Source organism: Lachnoclostridium phocaeense, assembly GCF_959599685.1.
Lineage (GTDB): Bacteria > Bacillota > Clostridia > Lachnospirales > Lachnospiraceae > Claveliimonas > Claveliimonas monacensis.
Genome location: NZ_CAUGIN010000002.1, coordinates 104,573 through 125,763 on the forward strand (window position 1 = coordinate 104,573; position 21,191 = coordinate 125,763).

22 protein-coding genes are annotated in these 21,191 nt (G+C 53.5%); 1 reads left to right on the forward strand and 21 read right to left on the reverse strand.

Annotation, left to right across the window (positions count from 1 at the left end):
* Nucleotides 1-61: 61 nt before the first annotated feature.
* The 20 genes from Q5911_RS01395 to Q5911_RS01490 all read right to left on the reverse strand — a co-directional run bounded on the left by Q5911_RS01395 (nucleotide 62) and on the right by Q5911_RS01490 (nucleotide 18,889).
* Nucleotides 62-1,213 carry a sodium ion-translocating decarboxylase subunit beta gene (locus Q5911_RS01395; protein WP_303180397.1) on the reverse strand — a complete coding sequence of 384 codons (1,152 nt, stop codon included), beginning with the start codon at nucleotides 1,211-1,213 and terminating at the stop codon, nucleotides 62-64.
* Between the two features lie 55 nt (nucleotides 1,214-1,268).
* Entirely contained in the window at nucleotides 1,269-1,658 is a 390-nt protein-coding gene (locus Q5911_RS01400; RefSeq protein WP_303180399.1) for a biotin/lipoyl-containing protein, read from the reverse strand.
* Between the two features lie 27 nt (nucleotides 1,659-1,685).
* Nucleotides 1,686-2,501, reverse strand: a complete 816-nt coding sequence (locus Q5911_RS01405) for an OadG family transporter subunit (protein ID WP_303180401.1) — start codon at nucleotides 2,499-2,501, stop codon at nucleotides 1,686-1,688.
* Nucleotides 2,502-2,515: 14 nt separating this feature from the next.
* Nucleotides 2,516-3,955 (reverse strand): acyl-CoA carboxylase subunit beta, encoded by a 1,440-nt coding sequence (locus Q5911_RS01410; RefSeq protein WP_303180402.1) that lies wholly within the window; start codon nucleotides 3,953-3,955, stop codon nucleotides 2,516-2,518.
* A gap of 276 nt (nucleotides 3,956-4,231) precedes the next feature.
* Nucleotides 4,232-5,263 (reverse strand): RIP metalloprotease RseP, encoded by a 1,032-nt coding sequence (gene rseP, locus Q5911_RS01415; protein ID WP_076777958.1) that lies wholly within the window; start codon nucleotides 5,261-5,263, stop codon nucleotides 4,232-4,234.
* Between the two features lie 3 nt (nucleotides 5,264-5,266).
* Nucleotides 5,267-6,418, reverse strand: coding sequence for a 1-deoxy-D-xylulose-5-phosphate reductoisomerase (locus Q5911_RS01420; RefSeq protein ID WP_303180404.1), 1,152 nt, complete (start codon nucleotides 6,416-6,418; stop codon nucleotides 5,267-5,269).
* A 31-nt stretch (nucleotides 6,419-6,449) separates the two neighbouring features.
* Entirely contained in the window at nucleotides 6,450-7,247 is a 798-nt protein-coding gene (locus Q5911_RS01425; protein WP_303180406.1) for a phosphatidate cytidylyltransferase, read from the reverse strand.
* Complete coding sequence (locus tag Q5911_RS01430) at nucleotides 7,240-7,965, reverse strand: isoprenyl transferase (protein WP_076780926.1); 726 nt, start codon at nucleotides 7,963-7,965, stop codon at nucleotides 7,240-7,242. The genes Q5911_RS01425 and Q5911_RS01430 overlap by 8 nt, the downstream gene beginning before the upstream one ends.
* Before the next feature lie 75 nt (nucleotides 7,966-8,040).
* Nucleotides 8,041-8,592 (reverse strand): ribosome recycling factor, encoded by a 552-nt coding sequence (gene frr, locus Q5911_RS01435; RefSeq protein WP_076777961.1) that lies wholly within the window; start codon nucleotides 8,590-8,592, stop codon nucleotides 8,041-8,043.
* A gap of 27 nt (nucleotides 8,593-8,619) precedes the next feature.
* On the reverse strand, nucleotides 8,620-9,315 hold the full coding sequence (pyrH, locus tag Q5911_RS01440; RefSeq protein ID WP_076777962.1) for a UMP kinase: 696 nt from the start codon (nucleotides 9,313-9,315) through the stop codon (nucleotides 8,620-8,622).
* A 104-nt stretch (nucleotides 9,316-9,419) separates the two neighbouring features.
* Entirely contained in the window at nucleotides 9,420-10,772 is a 1,353-nt protein-coding gene (locus Q5911_RS01445; protein ID WP_303180410.1) for an MATE family efflux transporter, read from the reverse strand.
* Nucleotides 10,773-10,923: 151 nt separating this feature from the next.
* Nucleotides 10,924-11,409, reverse strand: a complete 486-nt coding sequence (locus Q5911_RS01450) for a cytidylate kinase-like family protein (RefSeq protein WP_076777964.1) — start codon at nucleotides 11,407-11,409, stop codon at nucleotides 10,924-10,926.
* Between the two features lie 38 nt (nucleotides 11,410-11,447).
* On the reverse strand, nucleotides 11,448-12,083 hold the full coding sequence (locus Q5911_RS01455; RefSeq protein ID WP_303180412.1) for a DUF3841 domain-containing protein: 636 nt from the start codon (nucleotides 12,081-12,083) through the stop codon (nucleotides 11,448-11,450).
* 11 nt (nucleotides 12,084-12,094) lie between these two features.
* On the reverse strand, nucleotides 12,095-12,601 hold the full coding sequence (locus Q5911_RS01460; RefSeq protein ID WP_303180415.1) for a prepilin peptidase: 507 nt from the start codon (nucleotides 12,599-12,601) through the stop codon (nucleotides 12,095-12,097).
* A 5-nt stretch (nucleotides 12,602-12,606) separates the two neighbouring features.
* Entirely contained in the window at nucleotides 12,607-13,590 is a 984-nt protein-coding gene (locus Q5911_RS01465) for a tRNA dihydrouridine synthase (RefSeq protein ID WP_303180416.1), read from the reverse strand.
* A 58-nt stretch (nucleotides 13,591-13,648) separates the two neighbouring features.
* Complete coding sequence (locus Q5911_RS01470) at nucleotides 13,649-15,799, reverse strand: sensor histidine kinase (RefSeq protein WP_303180418.1); 2,151 nt, start codon at nucleotides 15,797-15,799, stop codon at nucleotides 13,649-13,651.
* A complete protein-coding gene (locus Q5911_RS01475) occupies nucleotides 15,771-16,469 on the reverse strand; it encodes a response regulator transcription factor (RefSeq protein WP_076777969.1) in 699 nt (232 codons plus the stop codon). Before Q5911_RS01475 ends, Q5911_RS01470 begins: the two co-directional genes overlap by 29 nt.
* On the reverse strand, nucleotides 16,435-17,145 hold the full coding sequence (locus Q5911_RS01480; protein ID WP_242943657.1) for a DUF374 domain-containing protein: 711 nt from the start codon (nucleotides 17,143-17,145) through the stop codon (nucleotides 16,435-16,437). The genes Q5911_RS01475 and Q5911_RS01480 overlap by 35 nt, the downstream gene beginning before the upstream one ends.
* Nucleotides 17,081-18,364, reverse strand: a complete 1,284-nt coding sequence (locus tag Q5911_RS01485; RefSeq protein WP_303180420.1) for a glycosyltransferase — start codon at nucleotides 18,362-18,364, stop codon at nucleotides 17,081-17,083. The genes Q5911_RS01480 and Q5911_RS01485 overlap by 65 nt, the downstream gene beginning before the upstream one ends.
* A 15-nt stretch (nucleotides 18,365-18,379) precedes the next feature.
* Nucleotides 18,380-18,889 carry a DedA family protein gene (locus Q5911_RS01490; RefSeq protein WP_076777972.1) on the reverse strand — a complete coding sequence of 170 codons (510 nt, stop codon included), beginning with the start codon at nucleotides 18,887-18,889 and terminating at the stop codon, nucleotides 18,380-18,382.
* Between the two features lie 267 nt (nucleotides 18,890-19,156).
* Between Q5911_RS01490 and Q5911_RS01495 the strand changes: the two genes are divergently transcribed.
* The gene (locus tag Q5911_RS01495; protein ID WP_303180421.1) at nucleotides 19,157-20,491 is read left to right on the forward strand and encodes an MATE family efflux transporter; all 1,335 of its coding nucleotides are present in this window, start codon (nucleotides 19,157-19,159) and stop codon (nucleotides 20,489-20,491) included.
* Here Q5911_RS01495 and Q5911_RS01500 read toward each other — a convergent pair.
* Nucleotides 20,436-20,978 carry a type III toxin-antitoxin system ToxN/AbiQ family toxin gene (locus tag Q5911_RS01500; RefSeq protein ID WP_303180422.1) on the reverse strand — a complete coding sequence of 181 codons (543 nt, stop codon included), beginning with the start codon at nucleotides 20,976-20,978 and terminating at the stop codon, nucleotides 20,436-20,438. The two genes, Q5911_RS01495 and Q5911_RS01500, sit on opposite strands and share 56 nt — an antisense overlap.
* Between the last annotated feature and the right edge of the window lie 213 nt (nucleotides 20,979-21,191).

Genomic DNA, 21,191 nt, shown 5'->3' on the forward strand with positions numbered 1-21,191 from the left:
CCTCCATTATATTCTATTCAAATTGCCGGGTCCGGCTGTCATGCAGACCGGAAATCCGGTCTTACATAACTCCGAAGATTGCCATAAAGGTTCCGGCGACTACCGCCGTACCGATAACTCCGGCCACGTTCGGTCCCATGGCATGCATGAGAAGGAAGTTGGTTGGATCGTACTCCGCACCCACTTTCTGGGATACTCTGGCCGCCATAGGCACGGCTGACACGCCGGCTGATCCGATCAGCGGATTGACCTTTCCTCCGGTAAGCACGCACATCAGTTTTCCGAGCAGGACACCTGCCGCTGTACCGAAGATAAAAGCGATCAGTCCGAGGGCCACGATCTTCAGTGTATCCAGATTAAGGAATGCCTCTGCACTTGTTGTAGCGCCGACGGATGTACCAAGAAGGATAACTACAATGTACATCAGTGCATTGGAAGCTGTCTCTGTAAGCTGTCTTACCACACCGCACTCGCGGAACAGGTTACCAAGCATGAGCATACCTACGAGAGGTGCTGTGGTAGGAAGGATCATACATACCACGATGGTAACAATGATGGGGAAGAGGATCCTCTCCAGCTTGGATACAGGACGAAGCTGCTCCATCTTGATCTTTCTTTCTTTTTCTGTTGTCAGAAGTTTCATTACCGGCGGCTGAATGATAGGAACCAGCGCCATGTAAGAGTAAGCTGCCACGGCAATAGGGCCAAGGATTGCTGTCTGCTGCAGCTTTCCGGCAAGGAAGATGGACGTCGGTCCGTCCGCACCGCCGATGATGGCGATAGCGGCAGCCGCCTTGTCGGAAAATCCCATGGCCATAGCGCCAAGGTAAGCGGCGAAAATACCGAACTGTGCTGCCGCTCCCAGAAGAAAGCTCTTGGGGTTGGCGATCAGCGGTCCGAAGTCCGTCATGGCTCCCACGCCGAGGAAGATCAGTGACGGAAGGATGGACCACTCATCCAGTACGTAGAAATAATAGAGAAGTCCTCCTGTGCCGTTGGCCGCGTCCTCTGCATGCAGCATAATATCCGGATAGATATTGACAAGCAGCATACCGAAGGCAATAGGCACGAGCAGCAGAGGTTCAAATCCATGTCTGATTGCAAGATAGAGGAAAAAACATGCAACAGCGATCATGACCAGATTTCCCCATGTAAGGTTGAGGAAGGCTGTCTGCTGCACGAGGTTTCCCAAGGTCGTTATAATATAATCCATTTTTTAACCTCCAGTCGTGTTTCAAAAGTTTCCGTCAGAACGGCATCTTAGCCGCCTAGTTCAATGTAGCCAGAACTGCGCCTGCCTCAACGGCATCGCCTACAGCCACATCGATGCTGGCAACGGTTCCGTCCTCGGGTGCCACGATGGGGATCTCCATTTTCATAGCCTCAATGATGATAACAGCGTCACCGCGCTTTACGGCCTGACCTACATTGGCTTCGATCTTGAATACTTTTCCGGCCGCTCCTGCCTTCACCTGGATGGAGCCTGCCCCTGCTGCCGCTTTCGGTGCGGGTGCTGCCGCAGGTGCCTTCGGTGCCGGCGCTGCTGCTTTCGGTGCCGCTGCCGGTGCTGCTGCCGCTGCCGGCGCTGCTCCTGCTGCTTTCTCCTCAACCGTTACATCGTATACATTTCCATTTACTGTGATTGTGTAATTTTTCATTTTTATATCCTCCTGATCCGGTTATACTTACATCCATTTATTTGATTTCCGACGTCTGATGCTTCTCACGATAAAGCCGTCTGCCGGTACTTCTTCCGATGCCGCTATCGCTGCTGCGATAACTGCCACAAGCTCGCCATCGTCTGTCACATCCTCAGGCTCCGGTTCGGGCGCCGCTTCCGGCACTGCCGTCTGAACCGGTTCCGGAGCTGCTGCCGCAGAAACTTCCGCCGCCTGGGCTTTTGTATTCTTTCTAGAAAACGCCTCCTGCAGTTTCGGTATATATTTCAGCAGGGAGATGATCACGCTGATGATGATCAGTACCACAAACACGGTTCCCATACCAAGAAGGGTGTTCAATCCCGCCTTGCTCAGGATCTCGCTCATGGAGTAGATACCGCTGACTGTAAGGCTGTCCAGATGCAGGTTGCCGCGGACATCTGTCTTGTAGATGATCTCCAGGTTTGCCTCGCGGTCCGCAAACTGAGCTGTAGTCGTCACAGAGAGCTCTGTCTGGGAGGCATCGTATGTGAAATCACCGTGTCCCTCGTAAGCTCCGCACTCCTCCACGCCTGCCTGCCAGGCGTCCATGGAGCCAAGGAAGCTGTCCCCGGTGAAAGGATAACCTGACTGCGCCATCTGGATCTCCAGCTGCTCATCAGAGAGGCTGTTCCACTGCTCAATGGTCGTATCATCCGCTGTGGAGCAGTAGGTGATGAGGAACTCGGTGGCCTCCTCTATGGCCGCCTGGTCATACTCGACTCCCGAGTCGCTGCCGCTGCATCCGGCCAGGGCAAACACAGCCATGAGCGTGCATAATAATAAGCTAATTTTCTTCTTCAATTTGTCTCACCTCACTAAACTGTTCCATGTTTCTTGGCAGGACGATCCTCCCTCTTGGTAAAGAGCATCTCGAATGCTCCGATAATATACTTGCGCGTCTCTGCCGGGCTGATGACGGCGTCCACATATCCCCGTCCTGCTGCAGAAGCCGGGCTGGACTGCAGGGCGCGGTAATCTGCCGCCTTCTCCCTCTGGGCTGTCCTGTCAGCGTCAGGATACATGATCCTGGCTGCCAGGTCCGCGTCCATCATGCCGATCTCAGCGTCCGGCCAGGCGTATACCATGTCCGCGCCGATGGATTTGCTGTTCATAGCCACATAAGCGCTGCCGTAAGCTTTCCCGATAATGACATTTACTTTCGGAACGGTTGCGTCTGCAAATGCATAGATCAGCTTTGCCGTCTCCCTTGCCAGGTTTCTCTCCGCACACTTGGAAGCATCAAAGCCTGTCACATTTGTCAGGGTAAGAACCGGAATATTGAAGGAGTCACAGAATTTCACAAACTGCGCTGCTTTTCTCGCGCCCGCTGTGGACAAAGAACCGTCGAATTCTGCCACCACTTCTGCATTCTCGTTGTATACTTTGGAGCGGTTTGCAACAGCTCCCACAGTCATGCCGTTGAGGCGGATAAAAGCGGTAACCATGTCTTTCGCATAGTCTTTCTTCACCTCAAACACAACACCGTTGTCTGAAATCTGGGCCAGAGCTATGGATGTATCTTCTGCCGCATTCTCGATATCCGCGCACAGACGGTTCAGGTCGTCGGTACACTCATCGTAGGAGGCGTCCTCCTCATTGTTGCACGGCAGCATACAGATCAGTGAGCGGATGTCAGAGAGGATCCCCTCCTCTGTTCCCACCGCATCCACAAGGCCTGCAGACTCACTCTGGAATTTCGCGGAGGATGTGTCGCATTTCTGGACCGTATTGCCCGGAATTGCATTGGGCGAATTCACAAACAGTTTTGCGCTCTTCTCTTCCATAAATGTGAAATCTGTCAGTGCGGCAAGGGCAGCCAGTCCACCGCCGCAGTTTCCGAAGATCGCTGTGATCTGGGGAACAACGCCGGAAGCCAGCGTCTGTTTCAGATACAGCTGTCCAAATGCGTCCAGCGCATCTGTCGCCTCCTGCAGACGGATACCCGCACAGTCCACAAGTCCGATGACGGGCGCGCCCATCTTCATCGCCATATCGTAGACGGACACGATCTTCTTCGCATGCATCTCGCCGATAGATCCTCCAAGAACAGATGCATCCTGGCTGTAGACGTAGACGAGATTTCCATCGATCAGTCCGTATCCGGTAATGACGCCGTCTCCCGGAGTTTTTGTTTCCTGCATGTTAAAATCAGTTGCTCTGGCAGTCACGCCGCCGCCGATTTCAACAAAGCTGCCTGCATCAAGCAGAGACATGATTCTCCGGCTTGCTGCATTTTCTGTTGCCATGTTGCTCATAACCTAGCCCTCCATTTTCATTATTATTTAAATCAGGTTTTCCCATGCAGATTATAGATAATTGCAAAAAGTCAACCAAATTTTCTGCCTATTATATTATATATTTTTTTTCTCTCTAATTCAACTGTTTTTCGTATTTCTGTTAATTTTTTAGCAATACATCTTTCTGCCGGCAAAAGGTCAAAAAAAGAGGAGCAGATCCGTCTCCCAAGACGCGGAACTGTTCCTCTTTTTGCAATATATTTATAGTCTGTATCCCTCCCCGGGGCAGACTCCCTAAAAGAACACTCTCTGTATATCATTGAACATAACGACTACCATCAGTGCCATCAGAAGCACGATCCCTGCAAAGTGGACGTACCCCTCTTTCTCCGGCGGGATGCGCTTGCGCCGCACCGCCTCTATGGCAAGGAAGACAAGCCGTCCTCCGTCCAGAGCAGGCAGAGGCAGAAGGTTCATAACTCCCAGGTTAGCGGAAATCAGGATCGCAATGTTCAGCATATTGACTGCCACTGTGGCAGCGCCGTAACTTCTGGCCTCCTGGTAGGTGTCATCCACCACATCCACGATCCCCACAGGCCCTGACAGCTGGTCAATGCCGATCTGGCCCGTCACCAGCATCTTAAGACTCAGAATAGTGGTATCGATCCAGTACTTGACCTCGTAGGCCCCGTACTGGATGGCCGTCAAAGGATTCGCCGCCGTGTAGCCGCTGCTGCTGATGCCCAGCCTGTAATACTGGAGGTCCTCATCAAATTTCGGCGTGATGGTGACTGTGTATTCCTCCCCGTCCCTTAAATAGGTCAGCTCCACGTCCTCTCCCTGGTGAAACTGGTTGTAGACCTGGATTTCCTTGAAAAGATGGATGTTCTTGCCGTTCATCTCAACGATCCGGTCTCCCGGCTGAAGTCCCGCCTCCGCTGCCGGATATCCTTCTTCCACCTCACCTGCCAAAGGCTCGTCGTAACCGGCCATCCCTATAAGGACGACAGCACATATAAGAGCCAGGATAAAATTAAAGACAGCGCCGGCCGCTATGACACAGATCCGGGCCCAAACGGATTTATTGTTGAAATTGGTGGGAGAGTCCGTAGCCTCCTCGTCCTCTCCCATAGCGCAGTACCCGCCGATGGGCAGGATACGCACTGCGTACAGGGTGCCGTGGTACTCTTTTGTAAAGATCGCCGGTCCCATGCCCACAGAGAACTCCTGCACATCGATGTGGTTCAGCTTTGCCAGGGTAAAATGTCCCAGTTCGTGGAAAAAGATGATAAAGCTGAAGATTAAGATTGCAATGATTATACCCAAGTGTTACCTCCTGCCAAGTCTGCTGTTTATGTATTCATAGACGCCCGCTTCTGTGTCCAGTATCTCGTCGAGAGAGGGGGATGGAATATTTACGTGACGCTCCATGCACTCTCCGATCAGATCCGTAATCTCCAGGTACCTGATCTTTCTGTCCAGGAATTTGGCCACAGCCATCTCATTTGCTGCGTTAAACACAGTGGGAAGGCTGCCTCCTGCCCTCCCGGCCCTGTACGCCAGTTCAAGCGCCTGGAACGTATCTGTATCCGGCCTCTCAAAATCCAGCTTTCCGATGCTCCAGAAATCCAGTCTCTCTCCCGGCAGATACCTCCGCCGGGGATAGTAGAGGGCGTACTGGATGGGAAGCTTCATGTCCGGCGTCCCCAGCTGGGCAATGACTGCTCCGTCCTCGTATTCCACCATAGAATGGACCACACTCTGGGGCTGGACCACCACCTGGATCTGATCCACGTCCACACCGAAGAGCCACTTTGCCTCGATCACTTCCAGACCTTTGTTCACCATGGTGGAGGAGTCGATGGTGATCTTCCTGCCCATCTCCCAGTTGGGGTGCTTCAGGGCGTCCTCCACCTGCACATCTTTAAGCTCCTCCCGCTTTCTGCCCCGGAAGGGCCCTCCGGAAGCGGTCAAAAGGATCTTCTTCAGCGACCGCTCCTGCCCTCCCTGGAGAGACTGGAATATGGCGCTGTGCTCGCTGTCCACAGGGAGGATGGACACGCCCCGCTCCTTGGCCAGGGGCATGATCAGATGTCCCGCTGTCACCAGGGTCTCCTTGTTCGCCAGTGCAATGTCCTTTCCGGCCCGGATAGCCTCCATAGTGGGGCGGATACCGATCATACCGACAATAGCTGTTACAAGTATATCCGCCTTTTCCTCTGTTGATACCTGAATCAGTCCGTCCATGCCGGATACAACCTTTGTATCCAGATCCCGGATGCGGCTTTTCAGTTCCGCCGCTTTCTCTTCCTCCCAGACTGCAGCCAGGCAGGGCGAGAATTCCCGGATCTGCTCCTCCAGCAGATCGATATTGCTGCCCGCTGCCAGTGCCGTCACTTCTATATCTCTGTTTTCCCTCACAACCTCCAGGGTCTGTGTGCCAATGGAGCCTGTGGAACCCAGTATGGCAATTTTCTTCATTTCTATCTTCCTTCCTGCAAAAAGGTTCAGCCTATCGGATCATGGCTGCCAGATAATAGATCACCGGCGCCGTAAAGATGACGCTGTCAAACCGGTCCAGGATACCGCCGTGCCCCGGGATCAGCTTTCCATAATCTTTCACGTCGTGATTGCGCTTGATGGCTGAAGCAGCCAGATCCCCGATCTGAGAGATAATACCGCCGGCACCGCAGATCACTGCATAGAGCAGAGGATCCACGTCCGCACCGCCCCACTGGTTCATGGCCAGGGAAAAGAGCGCGCCAAGAAGCGCCGCGCCAAGAACGCCTCCTACGCCGCCTTCCACAGATTTCTTGGGACTTAAGCGGGGCGCCATCTTGTGCTTCCCGATGAGCATGCCCACGCAGTAGGCGCAGGTGTCACATCCCCAGGAGCTTAAGAAGATCAGCCACACCGCCGTGCCTCCCTCCGGCAGCATCCGGGTCTGGTACACGTAGGAGAGCATCACTGCCACGTAGAACAGGCCGAAGAATGTCACCATCACCTGCTCGGTCCTGAAGGCCGGGAAGGTGAACACATAGACTGCCATGACCACCACAAGGAAAAGGATGGTAAAGGCGGTCATCCACTCCATATGGTCTGAATACAGAAGGGCGTAGTAGCAGACCGCCCCCACATAGCCTGTAATGCCCAGCGCCTTTTTGTGCGCATCCACTACTTTATAGAGCTCGCTCATGCCAATCAGGCTGATCACCGCCAGGGCCGCAAAGAGAAGATTACCACCGTATCCCACCGTGGCGATCAGAACGATCACCAGCACGATCCCGCTCAAAAGTCTGGTCTTAAACATCTTCCCCACCCTCCTTCTTCTTCACGCCGCCGTAGCGCCGGTCTCTTGCATTGTACTGCTCTATGGCTTTTACAAGATCCTCTTTTGTGAAATCCGGCCAGAGCACATCTGTAAAATAGAACTCCGAGTAGGCCAGCTGCCACAGAAGGAAATTTGACAGCCTCTCCTCCCCGCTCGTGCGGATGAGAAGATCAGGGTCCGGTATGTCATGAGTGTCCAGGTAGGAGGAGATGACCTCTGAGGTAATGTCCTCCGGCTCCATCTTTCCTACCCTGACATCTGCCGCTATTCTTTGAACTGCCCGGACGATCTCATCCCGGCTTCCGTAGTTAAGGGCAATCTGAAAGTTCAGTCCCCCATTATTCTTTGTAGCCTCCTCCAGCTCCGCGATCCGGCTGCGGATATCGTCATCCAGCCGGGTCTTATCGCCGATGACCCGGACTTTCATATCATTTTTCGCCGCCGTCTTCAGACAGGTCTTCATATAGTTGCGAAGAAGCTTCATAAGAGCATCTACTTCATCCTTGGGACGGCTCCAGTTCTCTGTTGAGAAGGCGTACACAGTCAGGTACTTGATCCCCATCCTCCAGGCTTCCTCGCAGATTTTCTCCACATTCTTGCTTCCCTGCGCATGCCCATAATTGCGGGGCATCCCCTTGGACTTGGCCCACCGTCCGTTTCCGTCCAGGATGACCGCCACATGCCTTGGTACATTCATCGCATTGTCTCCCTTCACAAGGGAGGACGGGCACATGATGTCCCGTCCCCCGTCTTTTCTCTCTGTTTTTTCCGGCTAAACTGTCATAACCTCTTTTGACTTGCTCTCCACCGCTTTATCTACTTCCTTGATGAACTTGTCGGTAAGCTTCTGAAGGTCGTCTTCCAGATCTTTGATCTCATCCTCTGATACGTCGCTTCCCTTTAATTTCTTAAAAGCGTCATTTCCATCCCGGCGGATGTTGCGGACAGCCACCTTGGCCTGCTCGCCTTTTTTCTTGACATCCTTCACCAGTTCTTTTCTGCGCTCCTCTGTCAGCTCCGGGAAGATCAGGCGCACGCAGGAACCGTCGTTGGTCGGATTAATACCAATGTCTGACATGTTGATAGCCTTCTCGATAACCTTCAGCATGCTCTTCTCCCAGGGCTGGATCTGGATCATCCGGGCCTCCGGCACAGACACGTTGGCCACCTGCTGAATCGGTGTGGGAGATCCGTAGTAGTCCACTGTGATCTTGTTGAGCACATTGGGGTTTGCACGCCCTGCACGGATCGTCACCAGCTCTCCCTCCAGGTTCGCCAGCGTCTTTTTCATCTTGTCCTCGTATGGTTTCAGTCTTTCATTCATGTTGGTTTCCTCCCTTATGACTTTCTGCTACACGGTCACTTTTGTACCGGTAAATGTTCCTGATAATGTCTCCACAATGCTGTTCTCCTCGTTCAGTCCGAACACCAGCATGGGCATCTTGTTCTCCAGACACATGATGGAGGCGGTCAGATCCACTGCCATCAGCTTCTTGTCTATGATCTCCTGGATAGAGATCTCATCGTATTTTACAGCATTCGGATTCACCTTCGGATCGCTGTCATAGATACCGTCTATCGCCTTGGCAAGCAGCATGGCGTCGGCCTCGATCTCGATGGCCCGCAGCACAGCCCCTGTATCCGTGGAGAAATAGGGATGGCCTGTTCCTCCCGCAAAGAAGATGACTTTTCCCTGCTCCAGCGCCTCCACAGCCTTATCTTTGGAGAACAGAGTCGTAAAGGCACCGCACACAAAGGGGGTGAACACCTCTGTCTGCATCCCCACATGGCGGAAGATATCGGAGACATAGATGCAGTTCATGACGGTGGCAAGCATGCCGATCTGGTCTGCCTTTGTCCGGTCAATGGTCTCGCTGGTCCTGCCCCTCCAGAAATTTCCGCCTCCGGTCACGATAGCCACCTGGTATCCCTGATCCACGATCTGTTTTACCTGCTTTGCAACGCCGATGCAGGTCTCCTCGTCAAACCCGGTCTTCTTCGCACCTGCCAGCGCCTCTCCGCTCAGCTTTAACAACACTCTTTTCATAAAGTTTAACTCCTTGTCTTACTGTTGTACTCCGCTGCACATCCGGCTTTTCCTTCTGTGCATATCTAAGGTAAAGTATAGCATAGGTTCCCGAAAAAGGGAACTTACTTTTTTCCCGATCCAGCGCCTTTCGGGGCGCGGGATCTCATAATGCAGACATACATCACCAGCAGCAGGCCGCCGGCCAGGATCCAGGCCGTGGGGCTTGCCATGCAGGTACCCAGGTAGCTGCCTCTCTCCGCTGAGATCAGGGCCACCGCCCCTCTGCCGATGAGCTCCGCCACGCCCGCCATCATGGGAAGGAGCGCGTACCCCATCCCCTGGATCCCGTTTCTGTATATATTGACCACAGCCAGAGGGATGAACATAGCACCGGCACATTTCAGATAGATGTCCGCCAGTTCCATGATCTGCCCCACCTGCTCAGACACGAAGAGGACCACCAGGTATTTCCCTCCGAAGAAGATGGCTCCTCCCGCGATGACGGCGTAAATGCTCCCGATCACTGTGGCAGAAGAAAACCCTTTTTTCAGGCGGTCCCACTTGCCGGCTCCCATATTCTGGGCACAGTAGGTGGCCATGGTCGTCCCAAGGGCCACGTAGGCCTGGCTCACCACCTGCTCGATCTTGCTGGCCGCCGCAAAGCTGGCCACAGACAGGGCTCCCAGCGTATTCAGAGCCGCCTGCACCATAATAGTCCCGATGGCCGTGATGGAATACTGAAGCGCCATGGGCAATCCGATCTTGATCTGCCACAAGGACAGATCCCGATGCAGCTTCCAGTCTTCTCTTTTCAGATGCAGATCCGGCACTTTCTTAATAATGTAAATCAGACAGGCGATGCCTGACACACCCTGGGAGATGACGGTGGCGTAAGCAGCCCCCGCCGCCCCCATGTGGAATACGACGATAAACACAAGGTCCAGAACCACATTCAAAAAAGCCGCCAGTATGAGGAAATAGAGGGGCACCTTGCTGTTTCCCAGAGCCCGCAGGATGCTGGCCAGCAGATTGTAGAGCACCTGGGCCACAATTCCGGCGCAGATCACCATGATATACCCGTAAGCCTCGCTGTAGATCTCCGGCGGCGTGTTCATCCAGCCCAGGATCTGCTTCATCATGGACATACTCAGCACGGTCATGATGACAGAGACAATAGCGGACAAAATGTAAGCCGACGCCACAGACTGGCGCATAGCCTTCTTGTTGCCTGCCCCAAAGTGCTGGGCCGTGATCACGGTAAAACCTGCCGTCAGTCCCTGCAGGAAACCGATGATCAGAAACATGAGCGTTCCGCAGGATCCCACAGCTGCCAGGGCGTTTGGTCCCACGAATTTTCCCACGATCACCGCGTCCGCCATATTGTAGAGCTGCTGAAATATATTCCCTATAAAGATAGGGAGCGTAAAATTCAGGATCACCCTGACCGGGCTTCCAACTGTCATATCTGTTTCCATCCAGTTTTCCTCCTTTATCTTCTTCTATGCACAAACGAGCATCATTATAAAGAAGCCTTCGGAAGATTGCAAGAGGCTACACACAAAAAACAGCAAGAAACAAAAATAAAAAAGCGGCAGATCTTCATCCGCCGCTTCTCGTCAGTGTTTATCAGATATATTCTTTTCTCTCAAAATACTTCATCAGAATATCCGCACAGTTCTCCAGACCCAGGTCGGAGGTGTTGAGGATCATGTGATAGTTGTTCACATCTCCCCAGGTCTTCCCTGTGTGCTCATAATAGTACTCCGCCCTCTCCTGGTCTGTCTTCTCGATCTTCTGCTCCGCCTCCTCGTGGCTGAGATTCTCTTTGCCCATGATCCTCTTGATCCGGTCCTCCTTGTCCGCACACACATAGATGTTGAAGGCATTGCGCCGATCCTTGAGGATCTCGGAGGCACATCTTCCCAGAATGATGCATGGACTTTCCGCCAGCTTCTTGATGACTTCCACTTCAGAGTCATAGGTATGGCTGCTCATCTCCTCTTCCACATTCACCTTGTCATAGACCGGAATGCCGAGTCTCTCGGAGAGTTCCTGGGCGATCCTGCTTGCTCCTGTGCCGTAACGCCTGCTCATCGTTATCACTAATTTCATACCAATTCCTCCTTTGTAGTCCGGGTTTAGCTCTACTATTATAGCACATCTTCTCCCGGATGTACAATGCGAAGAACCCACTCTCTTCTTATTTCCCATATATTGCCGCACACATTAAAGACAGACCACCTGTCAATATCAAAGATACGGTTCCAGCTCTCCTGGATGCGCCGCTCCTCCTCCGGGTACATGCCTTTGTACCGCCCCTGAAAAAACTCAAACCCGTTCACAACTCCCAGCTCCTTAAGATGCTGTTTGTACTTCTCCTGGTCCTCTTTGTCCTTTGGAAGGTAAATCCGGTTCAGCACATAGTCCCACTTCTCATCATCAAAGTAGATGACCTTCTCTTCCGGGACCTCCAGCACGTATACCACCGTCCCCGGAACCGGACGCAGACAGTTTTCACGGCTGATCGAACACCAGATCGGAGCATGCACATCCTCAGGCTTTTCCACAATGGCAGAAGCCTTCCTCGTGAACCAGTCATAGCTGTCCAGAAAAAGGGGTGCAATATCCCCGAAATGCAGCTCCACGTAAATGCGCTGGTTGATGATCCGCCCGTCCCGCTCCAGCTGATACAGTGTCTTGTCATTCTGCCTCGTATAGAGCCGCACCGTCTTCTTTGGCTCCATCTTTTTTTCTTCCTGTCTCTCTCTTCCCCTGTCCTTAGTCATCCTGTGTCCTCCTACTTTCCCACATACCACCTTGCCAGTTCCTCGCCCCAGAAAAAGGCTGCCGTCATGCCCAGGCAGAGAAAAGGTCCAAAAGGGATCCCCTCTCTTCTGGATATCCTCCCTGTAAGAAGGAATACTGCCACAGCGGCACCGGCAGACAGAACAGCCAGCGCCCCTGCAGACAGCATGGCCTTCCATCCCAGGAAGAAGCCTCCTGCCGCGCAGAGTTTGATATCGCCGCCCCCGAAGGATCCGGGGGCCAGGCAGGCGGCTGTACCAAGAGGAATACTGACGCAGAAAAAACCTGCCAGCCGCTCGGAGAATTCCAGAGGACCCGGTCCGCATCCCGGCGGAGAGATCCCCGCCATATGACAGCACAAGCCGGCCGCCACGAGAAGAACCCCTATCCTGTCCGGTATCTCTCTTCGCCGCAGATCTTCCAGGCACACCCAGGCAAGAAGCAGCAGGAACAGCGTTCCTGCCATCAGCTCCAACAGCCATCTTTCATTCCCACGCATCTTCCTTACAAGGCATGGTACTCTCCGTCTTTTACCTCGCAGCTCTCAAAAAGCCAGGCGGCCGCCTCCTCGTATGCCGCCAGCTTCTCTGCCTTTCGGATCTTTTTCAGGGGTTTCTCCGCCCCCTCAAACAGCTGCCCCATGTAAGCCCACAGTTCCTTCATCTTGAAAAGCACCGGCTTTGCCCCCGGCATCTCCTCTTTGTACCACGCATAGATCTGATCGTGGAACTTCCGAAGCACCGTCTTATCCGGCATCTCTGCACCCTGCAGCATCTGGTGGAGAGCCGGGTTGACAAGAAGGCCTCTGCCGATCATCACCCGGTCCAGATCCGGGAACGCGCTGGTCAGGGCACGCATATCCTCCCCGGTCCGGATATCTCCGTTGTAGCAGACCGGGCAGCGGCTGTTCTCTGCACCGTAGGCAAAGAGATCCATATGGACAGGGCCGCTGTAGAAGTCCTGCTGCGTCCGGGGGTGGATGATCAGCTCCTTCAGAGGGTACTTATTATAAATGTCCAGGAGCCGGAAAAACTCCTCCGGCTCCTCCACGCCCAGCCTTGTCTTCACGGAAATCTCCATCTCCTGGAGGGAGCTTTCTCCCCCTTCCCGGCAGGCCGCAAAGACCTCCTCAAAAAACCGGTCTAACGCTGCAGGCTTTGCCAGGAATCCTGATCCCCGGTACTTGGTCACCACGGTCCGGGAGGGACATCCCAGGTTCAGATTGATCTCCCGGTAGCCCATCTCCCCCAATTTCGCTGCTGTGGTGATAAAGTCCTGTGCATTGTTTGTGAGAAGCTGGGGCACGGTGTACATGTCCTGGTTGTGGGCCGGGAGTATATCGTTTTTCTCCCTGGCGCTGAACTTTCCCTTCTGTCCCGGCGCGATAAATGCCGTAAAGTATTTGGATATGACGGGAAACAGACTGTGATGCACATTTCTGTGTATGTAGCCTGTGATCCCCTCCATGGGTGCAAAATAGTATTCCATCTTTTTCCTCTTTCATGTCGCTTTGTGCTACTACTCTAGCATGATTTATGGAAAAAGTCTACGGTTTGGGAAAGCGGATCTCCACCCGGAAAAGATCTGCCTCTGTGGAAATCTGCAAAGTGCCGTGCATCAGCTCCGTAAAGCTCCTGGCTATGGCAAGGCCCAGTCCGGAGCCCTCTGTATTCCGGGAGGCATCTCCCCGCACAAAGCGGTCTGTGATCTCTTCCGTGTCAAAATCCAGCTCCGCTGCCGACACATTTTTCATGCGGATCACCGCCTCCTGCTCTGTCTCCTCCACATCGATGTAGACTCGCGTGTGTGGAAGAGCGTATTTCGTGATGTTCACCAGAAGATTTTCAAAGACCCGGTAGGCTTTCTGGCTGTCCAGCTTAAGGATCACCTTCTCGCCCGGCAGACTCCAGCGGATATGCAGGTCTGCCGCCTTGATATCCCTGTCGTACTCCAGCTCTACCTGCTTCAGAAGACCGATGATATCCAGATCCATAAAATGCAGTGTAACACTTTTGCTGGTAGCCTTGCTGATCTCAAAAAGATCCTCGATAAGCACCTTCAGTCTCTGGGATTTCCTCTCCAGAATGCCGATGTACTCCCGCCGTTTCTCCTCATCTTCCTCATTTTTCAGAAGATCCACGTAAGTGATGATAGCTGTCAGCGGCGTCTTCAGGTCGTGGGACACATTGGTGACCAGATCGGTCTTCATCCGCTCGCTCTTCACTTCCCTCTCCACGGCTTTTCGGAAGCCGGACTGTATCTTAACCAGCTCCTCCTGCACCGGGGCAAAGATCCCCGCATCTCCTTCGATCGGAATATCAAGCCGTCCCTCTGCCAGGGTGCTGGTGGTCTTAAGGATCTGGCCATACTGCTGCTTCACCTGGTCCAGATACCTTCGCAGGAACAAAAACAGAAGGACGGAGTAGATGGTCAGCACCCACACACCAAAGCCCCAGAACAGACTGATGATCAATATAACGACAAAATTGATGCCAACGATCTTCAGTATCAGACGGTTTGTACGATCCCGGAAATCCAGATGGAGGAGCGCCTCATACTGCTTTTTTACCGCCCCCTTTGTTTTCCGGAATACGCCTGACGCCTTCTCTTTTACTGTACCTGCAAAGTCCTTCTGCCCTGTCAGAAGCCAGCGTACCCACCTGACAAGAAGACTTCGCTCCTTCAGATAGTCCACCGGCGCCTTGAAAAACTCCCGCAGGCATCCTCCGATCCAGAATATGACGGCGAAGATCACAAGCCACACAAGAAAGTTGAGTCCATATGCCAGGATCCGGTCCACATTCGCATAGCCTGATGAGCTGATCAGCTCCCCGGAACAGGTCTTCCAGATCATGATGGCGGGCCAGATCATGGCGGCGGCCAGCCCCAGGACTGCGGCACACACCAGCTCCGCAGGCGCCCTGAAGACAGCCTCCTGCCTGTCTCCGGAAAAGATCCTGTACAGAACTCCCGCCGCTGCTGCCAGTACAGTCAGGAACATCATGACCCAGGCAAAGGAAGAGCTTTCCAGTATCCCCCAGGCATACACATACGCTCCCCCGTAAGCCTCCGCGGACACGTAAGAGGACAGATAGGACTCTGCATTATCCCGGGTCATGCCGTACACAGCCGTCACATCCACAGGCATGGACATTGGCCAGGCTTCCTGAGCCTCCCACTCCCTCTCCAGAGACTGCTGGTCGTGCAGCAGCGCCTCCTCGATCTGGTACTGCACCTCTTTATCCAGGTAGCTGCTGCTCACCTGGATGTCCCCAAGTACTCCCACGCCGTCAAAAGAAAAGCTGATCTGTATATCATAAGCCGTGTTCTCCGGCTGACCATCCAGCTTCCCGGCCACACCGGACCGGCTTTCAAGGAGAGCTTCTCCCTCATCGTCGAAGAAACTGTAGTCCATATATTTCTCCAGCCGCCTGAAATCAGACGTTTCCAGCTCTTCTCTGATCTGGGACTCATCTTCATCCCTGGATATCTCGTTGTAGAGAACATAATTTCCCCGCGTCACGGGGGACAGCATTTCGGACAGATACTCTGCCCCTTCATATACCTCTTCTGCCTCCTCCCGGCCCGCCTTTTCAAACGTGGGATAAAACGCAAGCATAACTGCCGCGCACACACATAGGACCGCCGCCGACAGAAGACGCCGCACATTAAGACTGTTTTTCGATCTTGTATCCAACACCCCACACCACCTTCAGATATTTTGGATTTTTCGGATCCAGCTCAATTTTTTCTCTTATATTACGCACGTGGACCATGACTGTGTCCGTATTGACGGCTCTCTCCTGCCACACCCGCTCATAGATCTCATCTGCCGAGAAGACCCGGCCCGGATTTTGGGCCAGAAGGAGAAGGATCCGGAACTCCAGTGGAGTCAGCTTCACCGGGCTGCCGTCCACGGTGACTTCCACCGTGTCTTCGTTAATCTCCAGGCCGCCGATAACATGGACGTTTCCCTTCACCTCCAGCTTTTCCAGAAACTTCCGGTACCGCCGGAGCTGGGAATTGACCCTGGCCATCAGTTCCATAGGAGTGAAAGGCTTGGTCACATAGTCGTCTGCCCCCAGGTTAAGTCCGGTGATCTTGTCCACCTCCTCGGATTTGGCTGACAGCATGATAACCGGAAAATCATACTTTTCCCGCAGCTTCATCGTCATCTGGATGCCGTCCATCCGGGGCATCATAATATCCACAATGGCCAGATGGATCTCCTCCCTCTCCAGAATCTCCAGCCCTTCCACACCGTCCCCCGCCTGGAAAACCTGATACCCCTGGCTTTTCAGATAGATCTCCACGCCCTCCCGGATCTCTTTGTCATCTTCCACGATCAAGATATGATTGATTTCCATAATTTCCTCCTGCTGTCTGTATCTTTTGCTTTTCCATTCCAAGTATACTACTTCCCTTTCCGGACAGAAAGCCCGGATTTTCCTTCGGCGGCGCCGCAGGAAGAACAGGCATCTCCTTCTTGGTGACCCTGCCGTAATCGTGGGCCCAAACTGTTACCTTTGAAAAGGGCAGAGGGATGGCGTACTGATCCCACCTCCACCGGAGACGGAGGCAGGCAGAATACCGGATCGTAAAGCCTGTAAAGCCCTGTCCCAGTGTCTCCGCAAGGTAGAAGGCCAGCTTCTTGGGCTGGTGCCGGGGGCCAAGGGGGCCGTCCAGGGCCACAGCCACAGAAGCGTCTTTGTGCCGGTACTCCTCCAGTATCTCCCTGAGTTTTCCGAAGGAGGCCCGCCCGTCCGCCACTCTCAGGGCATGGCCGCCGCAGCTTTCCAGCATTTTCTCAATATAATCTCCCCTCGTGTCTGCCGTGACAATGACGTGAACCGGCCTGGTCCGCTCAGCCATCTGTCCCAGTACCAGGTTCATGGAGAAGCTGTCCTCGTGCCAGAAGCCGAAGATCTGACGCCCCGGATCCACCTGATCCTCCGCCCACTCCACCTGCACGGTCCTTCTAAGTAATCTTAAATAGGCGAGAAAGAGAGACTGCAGCATGCTTTTCCCCATGTCCGTCCACACATCCAGACACCTCCTTCCACCTCTGCTCTGCACAGTTCCTGTACATCCGCTCCTCCTGCATAGCCAGAAGGATGCTCCTGTATCCCCTGACGCTGTCTTTTGCCCGGGACCGCATTTCTCCTGCTGCCGGCCCTTCCAGGGCCTTCCACACCTTCAGACACCAGGCCTGCGCATCCTCCGGCGTCAGGTAGCCATTCTGTCCATCTTCCACAGCATCCTCCACTCCGGTAGCCTTCACTGCCACCACCGGACATCCGCTGGCCAGCGCTTCCTGGATCACAATCCCCTGGGTCTCTGACCTGGACGCAAAGAGAAAGAGATCGCTGGCAGCCAGATAATCTTTCAGCTCCCGGTTGGGGATATTGCCGGTAAATGTGACCACATCCCCCAGCCCCATCTGCCGGGCAAGCTCTTCCAGATAAACCCTCTGCGTCCCCTCTCCGATCACCAGAAAGCGGAAAGGCTCCATGTCCTCCTCCTTCAGTCTGCGCACGCCCTCCAGAAGAAACGGAATATTCTTTTCTATCTCCAAACGGGACACGGTGCAGAACAGATATTTCCTGTCTTGCAGATATTCTCTGCGGATCTCTTCTGCCCTTCTTGCATCTGTCTCGAAAAAACTTTCCTCAAGCCCGGTGGGAAGCATTTCCACAGGCGCCCTGACGCCCATCTCCAGGATCTGCCTTTTCATCCCCTTGGAGGGCGCCAGCACCAGGTCACATTTTCCTGTGAACCAGCGCATATAGGCCGGCAGGATGAGATCCCGCCCTGCCCGGATCAGCAGACGCCTCAGAGGCCCCGCCTTTTCCTCCTCCCGGAACAGCGGGAAATAGTGCAGATAGTCCTGGTACTTTGTGTGCCAGGTATAGACCACCGGTATATGGTACTTCTTTTTCAGCCAGAGGGCGGTATTTCCCGCAAAGACAGGCTGATGGACGTGAACACAGTCAAAGAACTCCCGCTCAAAGGCCTCACGCACCTGCCGGTCCGCCACTTTGGGGTAGACCATGCCGTTGCACATCTTTCTTTTAAAGCAGCTGCACCGGACCACATGGTCTTCCTCAGGATCCTGGCCCCCATTTTTCCCGTCCCCATAGTCCGGGGCAAACACCGTCACCTCATGGCCTAAGGCCCGCAGCGCCTTCGCCTGTCTTTCCACAGAGACGGGAACGCCTCCCACAAAAGGCCTGTAATTGTTTGTCAGCATCGCAATCTTCATGTCTCATTGCCTCCTCTAGCTGAATATACGGATGGCAGCCTCCCCAAAGAAGTATCCTGCCCCCACAAAGAGAAAGTTCCACAGAAAGATCCCAAGAGCCGAGCTCACCGTATATTTCACAAAATTCATTTTCACCATGCCTGCCGGGATGGAGATCAGCGTCCTCACCATCGGCAGCAGCTTGCTGACAAAGACACCGACGCAGCCCTTCTCCCGAAGGAACCGGATCTTCTCCTCTATGACAGGCTTATGTTTGGGAAATTTCTTAAAATACCAGTCCAAAAGCCTGCTGCCGCCTGTCCGGCCCAGAAGGTAGAGAGCCCAGCTTCCGGTCAGTCCTGCCGCCACTGACAGGACCATGACCATGGGGAAGCTGATCTGTCCCTGGGAAGCCCAGATCCCCGCCAGGGGCATGATCACACCAGCAGGAAATCCCGGCAGGTTCAGGTACTCCAGAAGAACGATCACAAATATGAAAAATGCGCCATATTCAAGAAAATAGTTTGTAAGCGTCTGGATATCCATGGAACACATCCTCCTTTGTATGTACTTAGCATACCCACAATTTCTTAAGGAGCATGTGTTAAGAAACGAAAGATTTTCTAAAGAATTGACACAGTCTCTCTCCTGTGCTACATTTATAGAGTTAAAAATCATATTCCTAAAATTTTGATGTGGATTTTTCTGGCACAGCCACTTTTCGCCACACACCTGCCCCCGGCAGATGTGTGGCTTTTTTGCTGCCGCCCTTTTCAAAAAACTAACTTTTCAGATCAGAAAGGAAACAAACATATGAATGATACATTTATGAAAGAGAAACCTGTTCTCCCCCTCATTGCATCCATGGCGCTCCCTATGGTCATCTCTATGCTGGTCAACTCTCTCTACAACATTGTAGACAGCTTTTTCGTGGCACAGATCAATGAGGACGCTATGACCGCCCTGTCACTGGTCTATCCCCTGCAGAACCTGATCAACGCGGTGGCCATCGGCTTTGGCGTGGGCATCAACGCGCAGATCGCCTTTCAGTTGGGAGCTGATAATAAGGACCGGGCCAGCGCTGCCGCCACCCGCGGCCTCCTCCTTGCCGCCATCCACGGCCTGATCCTTTCCCTGGTCTGCATTGCAGCCATCCGCTGGTTTCTTGGCATGTTCACAGCTGACCAGACAGTCATCAACCTGGGTGTACGCTACAGCGTGATCGCCTTCTCCTTTTCCGTGGTCATCTCTGTCGGGCTTGCCTTCGAGAAAATATTTCAGGCTGTAGGACGGATGAAACTGACCATGCTGAGCATGCTCTCCGGGTGTGTCGCAAACATCCTCCTGGACCCTGTGCTGATCTTTGGCCTTGGCCCCTTCCCGGAGCTGGGCATAGAAGGTGCCGCCATCGCCACCGGCGCAGGCCAGGTACTGACACTGGCTGTCTACCTGGCTGTCTACAGAAAAGTCCCCATCCCGGTAAGGATCAGCCGCCGCCATCTGGCCGCTGACAGACAGATGGATGCAAAGCTCTACTCTGTGGGCATCCCCGCCGCCCTGAACCTGGCTCTCCCGTCTGTTATGATCTCCGCCCTCAACACCATCCTGGCAGCCTGGTCCCAGAGTTACATCGTCATCCTGGGAGTCTACTACAAGCTGCAGACCTTCCTCTATCTGCCGGCCAGCGGCATTGTCCAGGGGATGCGTCCCGTCATCGGCTACAACTACGGCGCCGGAGAGCGGACAAGAGTTCAGAAAATCTACCGGGTCACCCTGACCATGTGCGCAGTTATCATGGTGGCAGGCACTTTAATCTGCCTGACAGTCCCCCACCTGCTGATCGGACTTTTCACGGATAATTCGAACACCGTACAGGCAGGAGCTGCGGCGCTGCGCATCATCAGCGCCGGCTTCATCGTCTCATCTGTATCTGTTACATCCTCGGGAGCTTTAGAAGGCATAGGCAAGGGGTTCCCATCCCTCATCATCTCCCTGTGCCGCTACATTGTGGTCATCCTTCCGGCTGCTTTCATTCTGAGCCGGCTGATGGGACCTTCCGGCGTATGGCACGCCTTCTGGGCAACAGAACTGATCACAGCCGTCGTTTCTTTTGCTGTGTACCGGAAGACTGCTGCCCTTCCGGACTGATACCGGACGTATACAGTCTGCACATCTCTTCCATTCTCCGGAAATCGATACATCTTTCTGCCACCGCGCACTTCTTTCCCTCCACTTTCTTTCTATACAGGATGGAAGCGCTGCGGCGGATCTTATCCTCCATTTTCTTGATATATCTGTATTCTGCCCGCAGCAGATCCCTGTATTTGTCATCCTCCTCCCGGGCAATGTCCACATACTCGTACTGTCCTTCCGGTACAGGAAACATATTGTTCAGATTGATGACCGCATAGTTCTTCACCTTGACAAAATCCAGGCTTTCTCTCATGGCGGCATGTTTCTCCTTAAAGGAAGAGAGGGGTGCAAAATAATCCATATGATGGATATGCAACACAATCCCTATATACTTTCTCCTGCGCCTTCCCTCCTCCTGCCTGTTGTAAAACAGATGGGGCGCGCAGGGACGCAGATATTCCACATACGCTTCTGTAATGTGGTAAAATTTGATATGGCTCATTCTGCCTCCTTACCAGAGCGCTCTTTCAAACTGTAAAACTCATCACTTTGGAAATTTTGAAGATCTTCATGGATAATCAGATAACACCGGAGGCAGACTGGCTGCCTCCTCTGTGTCCTGCCCGCCAGAAAAGGCGGATGTCTCTAACTTTCTCACTTGGGGCTGAGATACACCCTCTCGATTACAGATATTATAGAACAGATTTATGTGAAA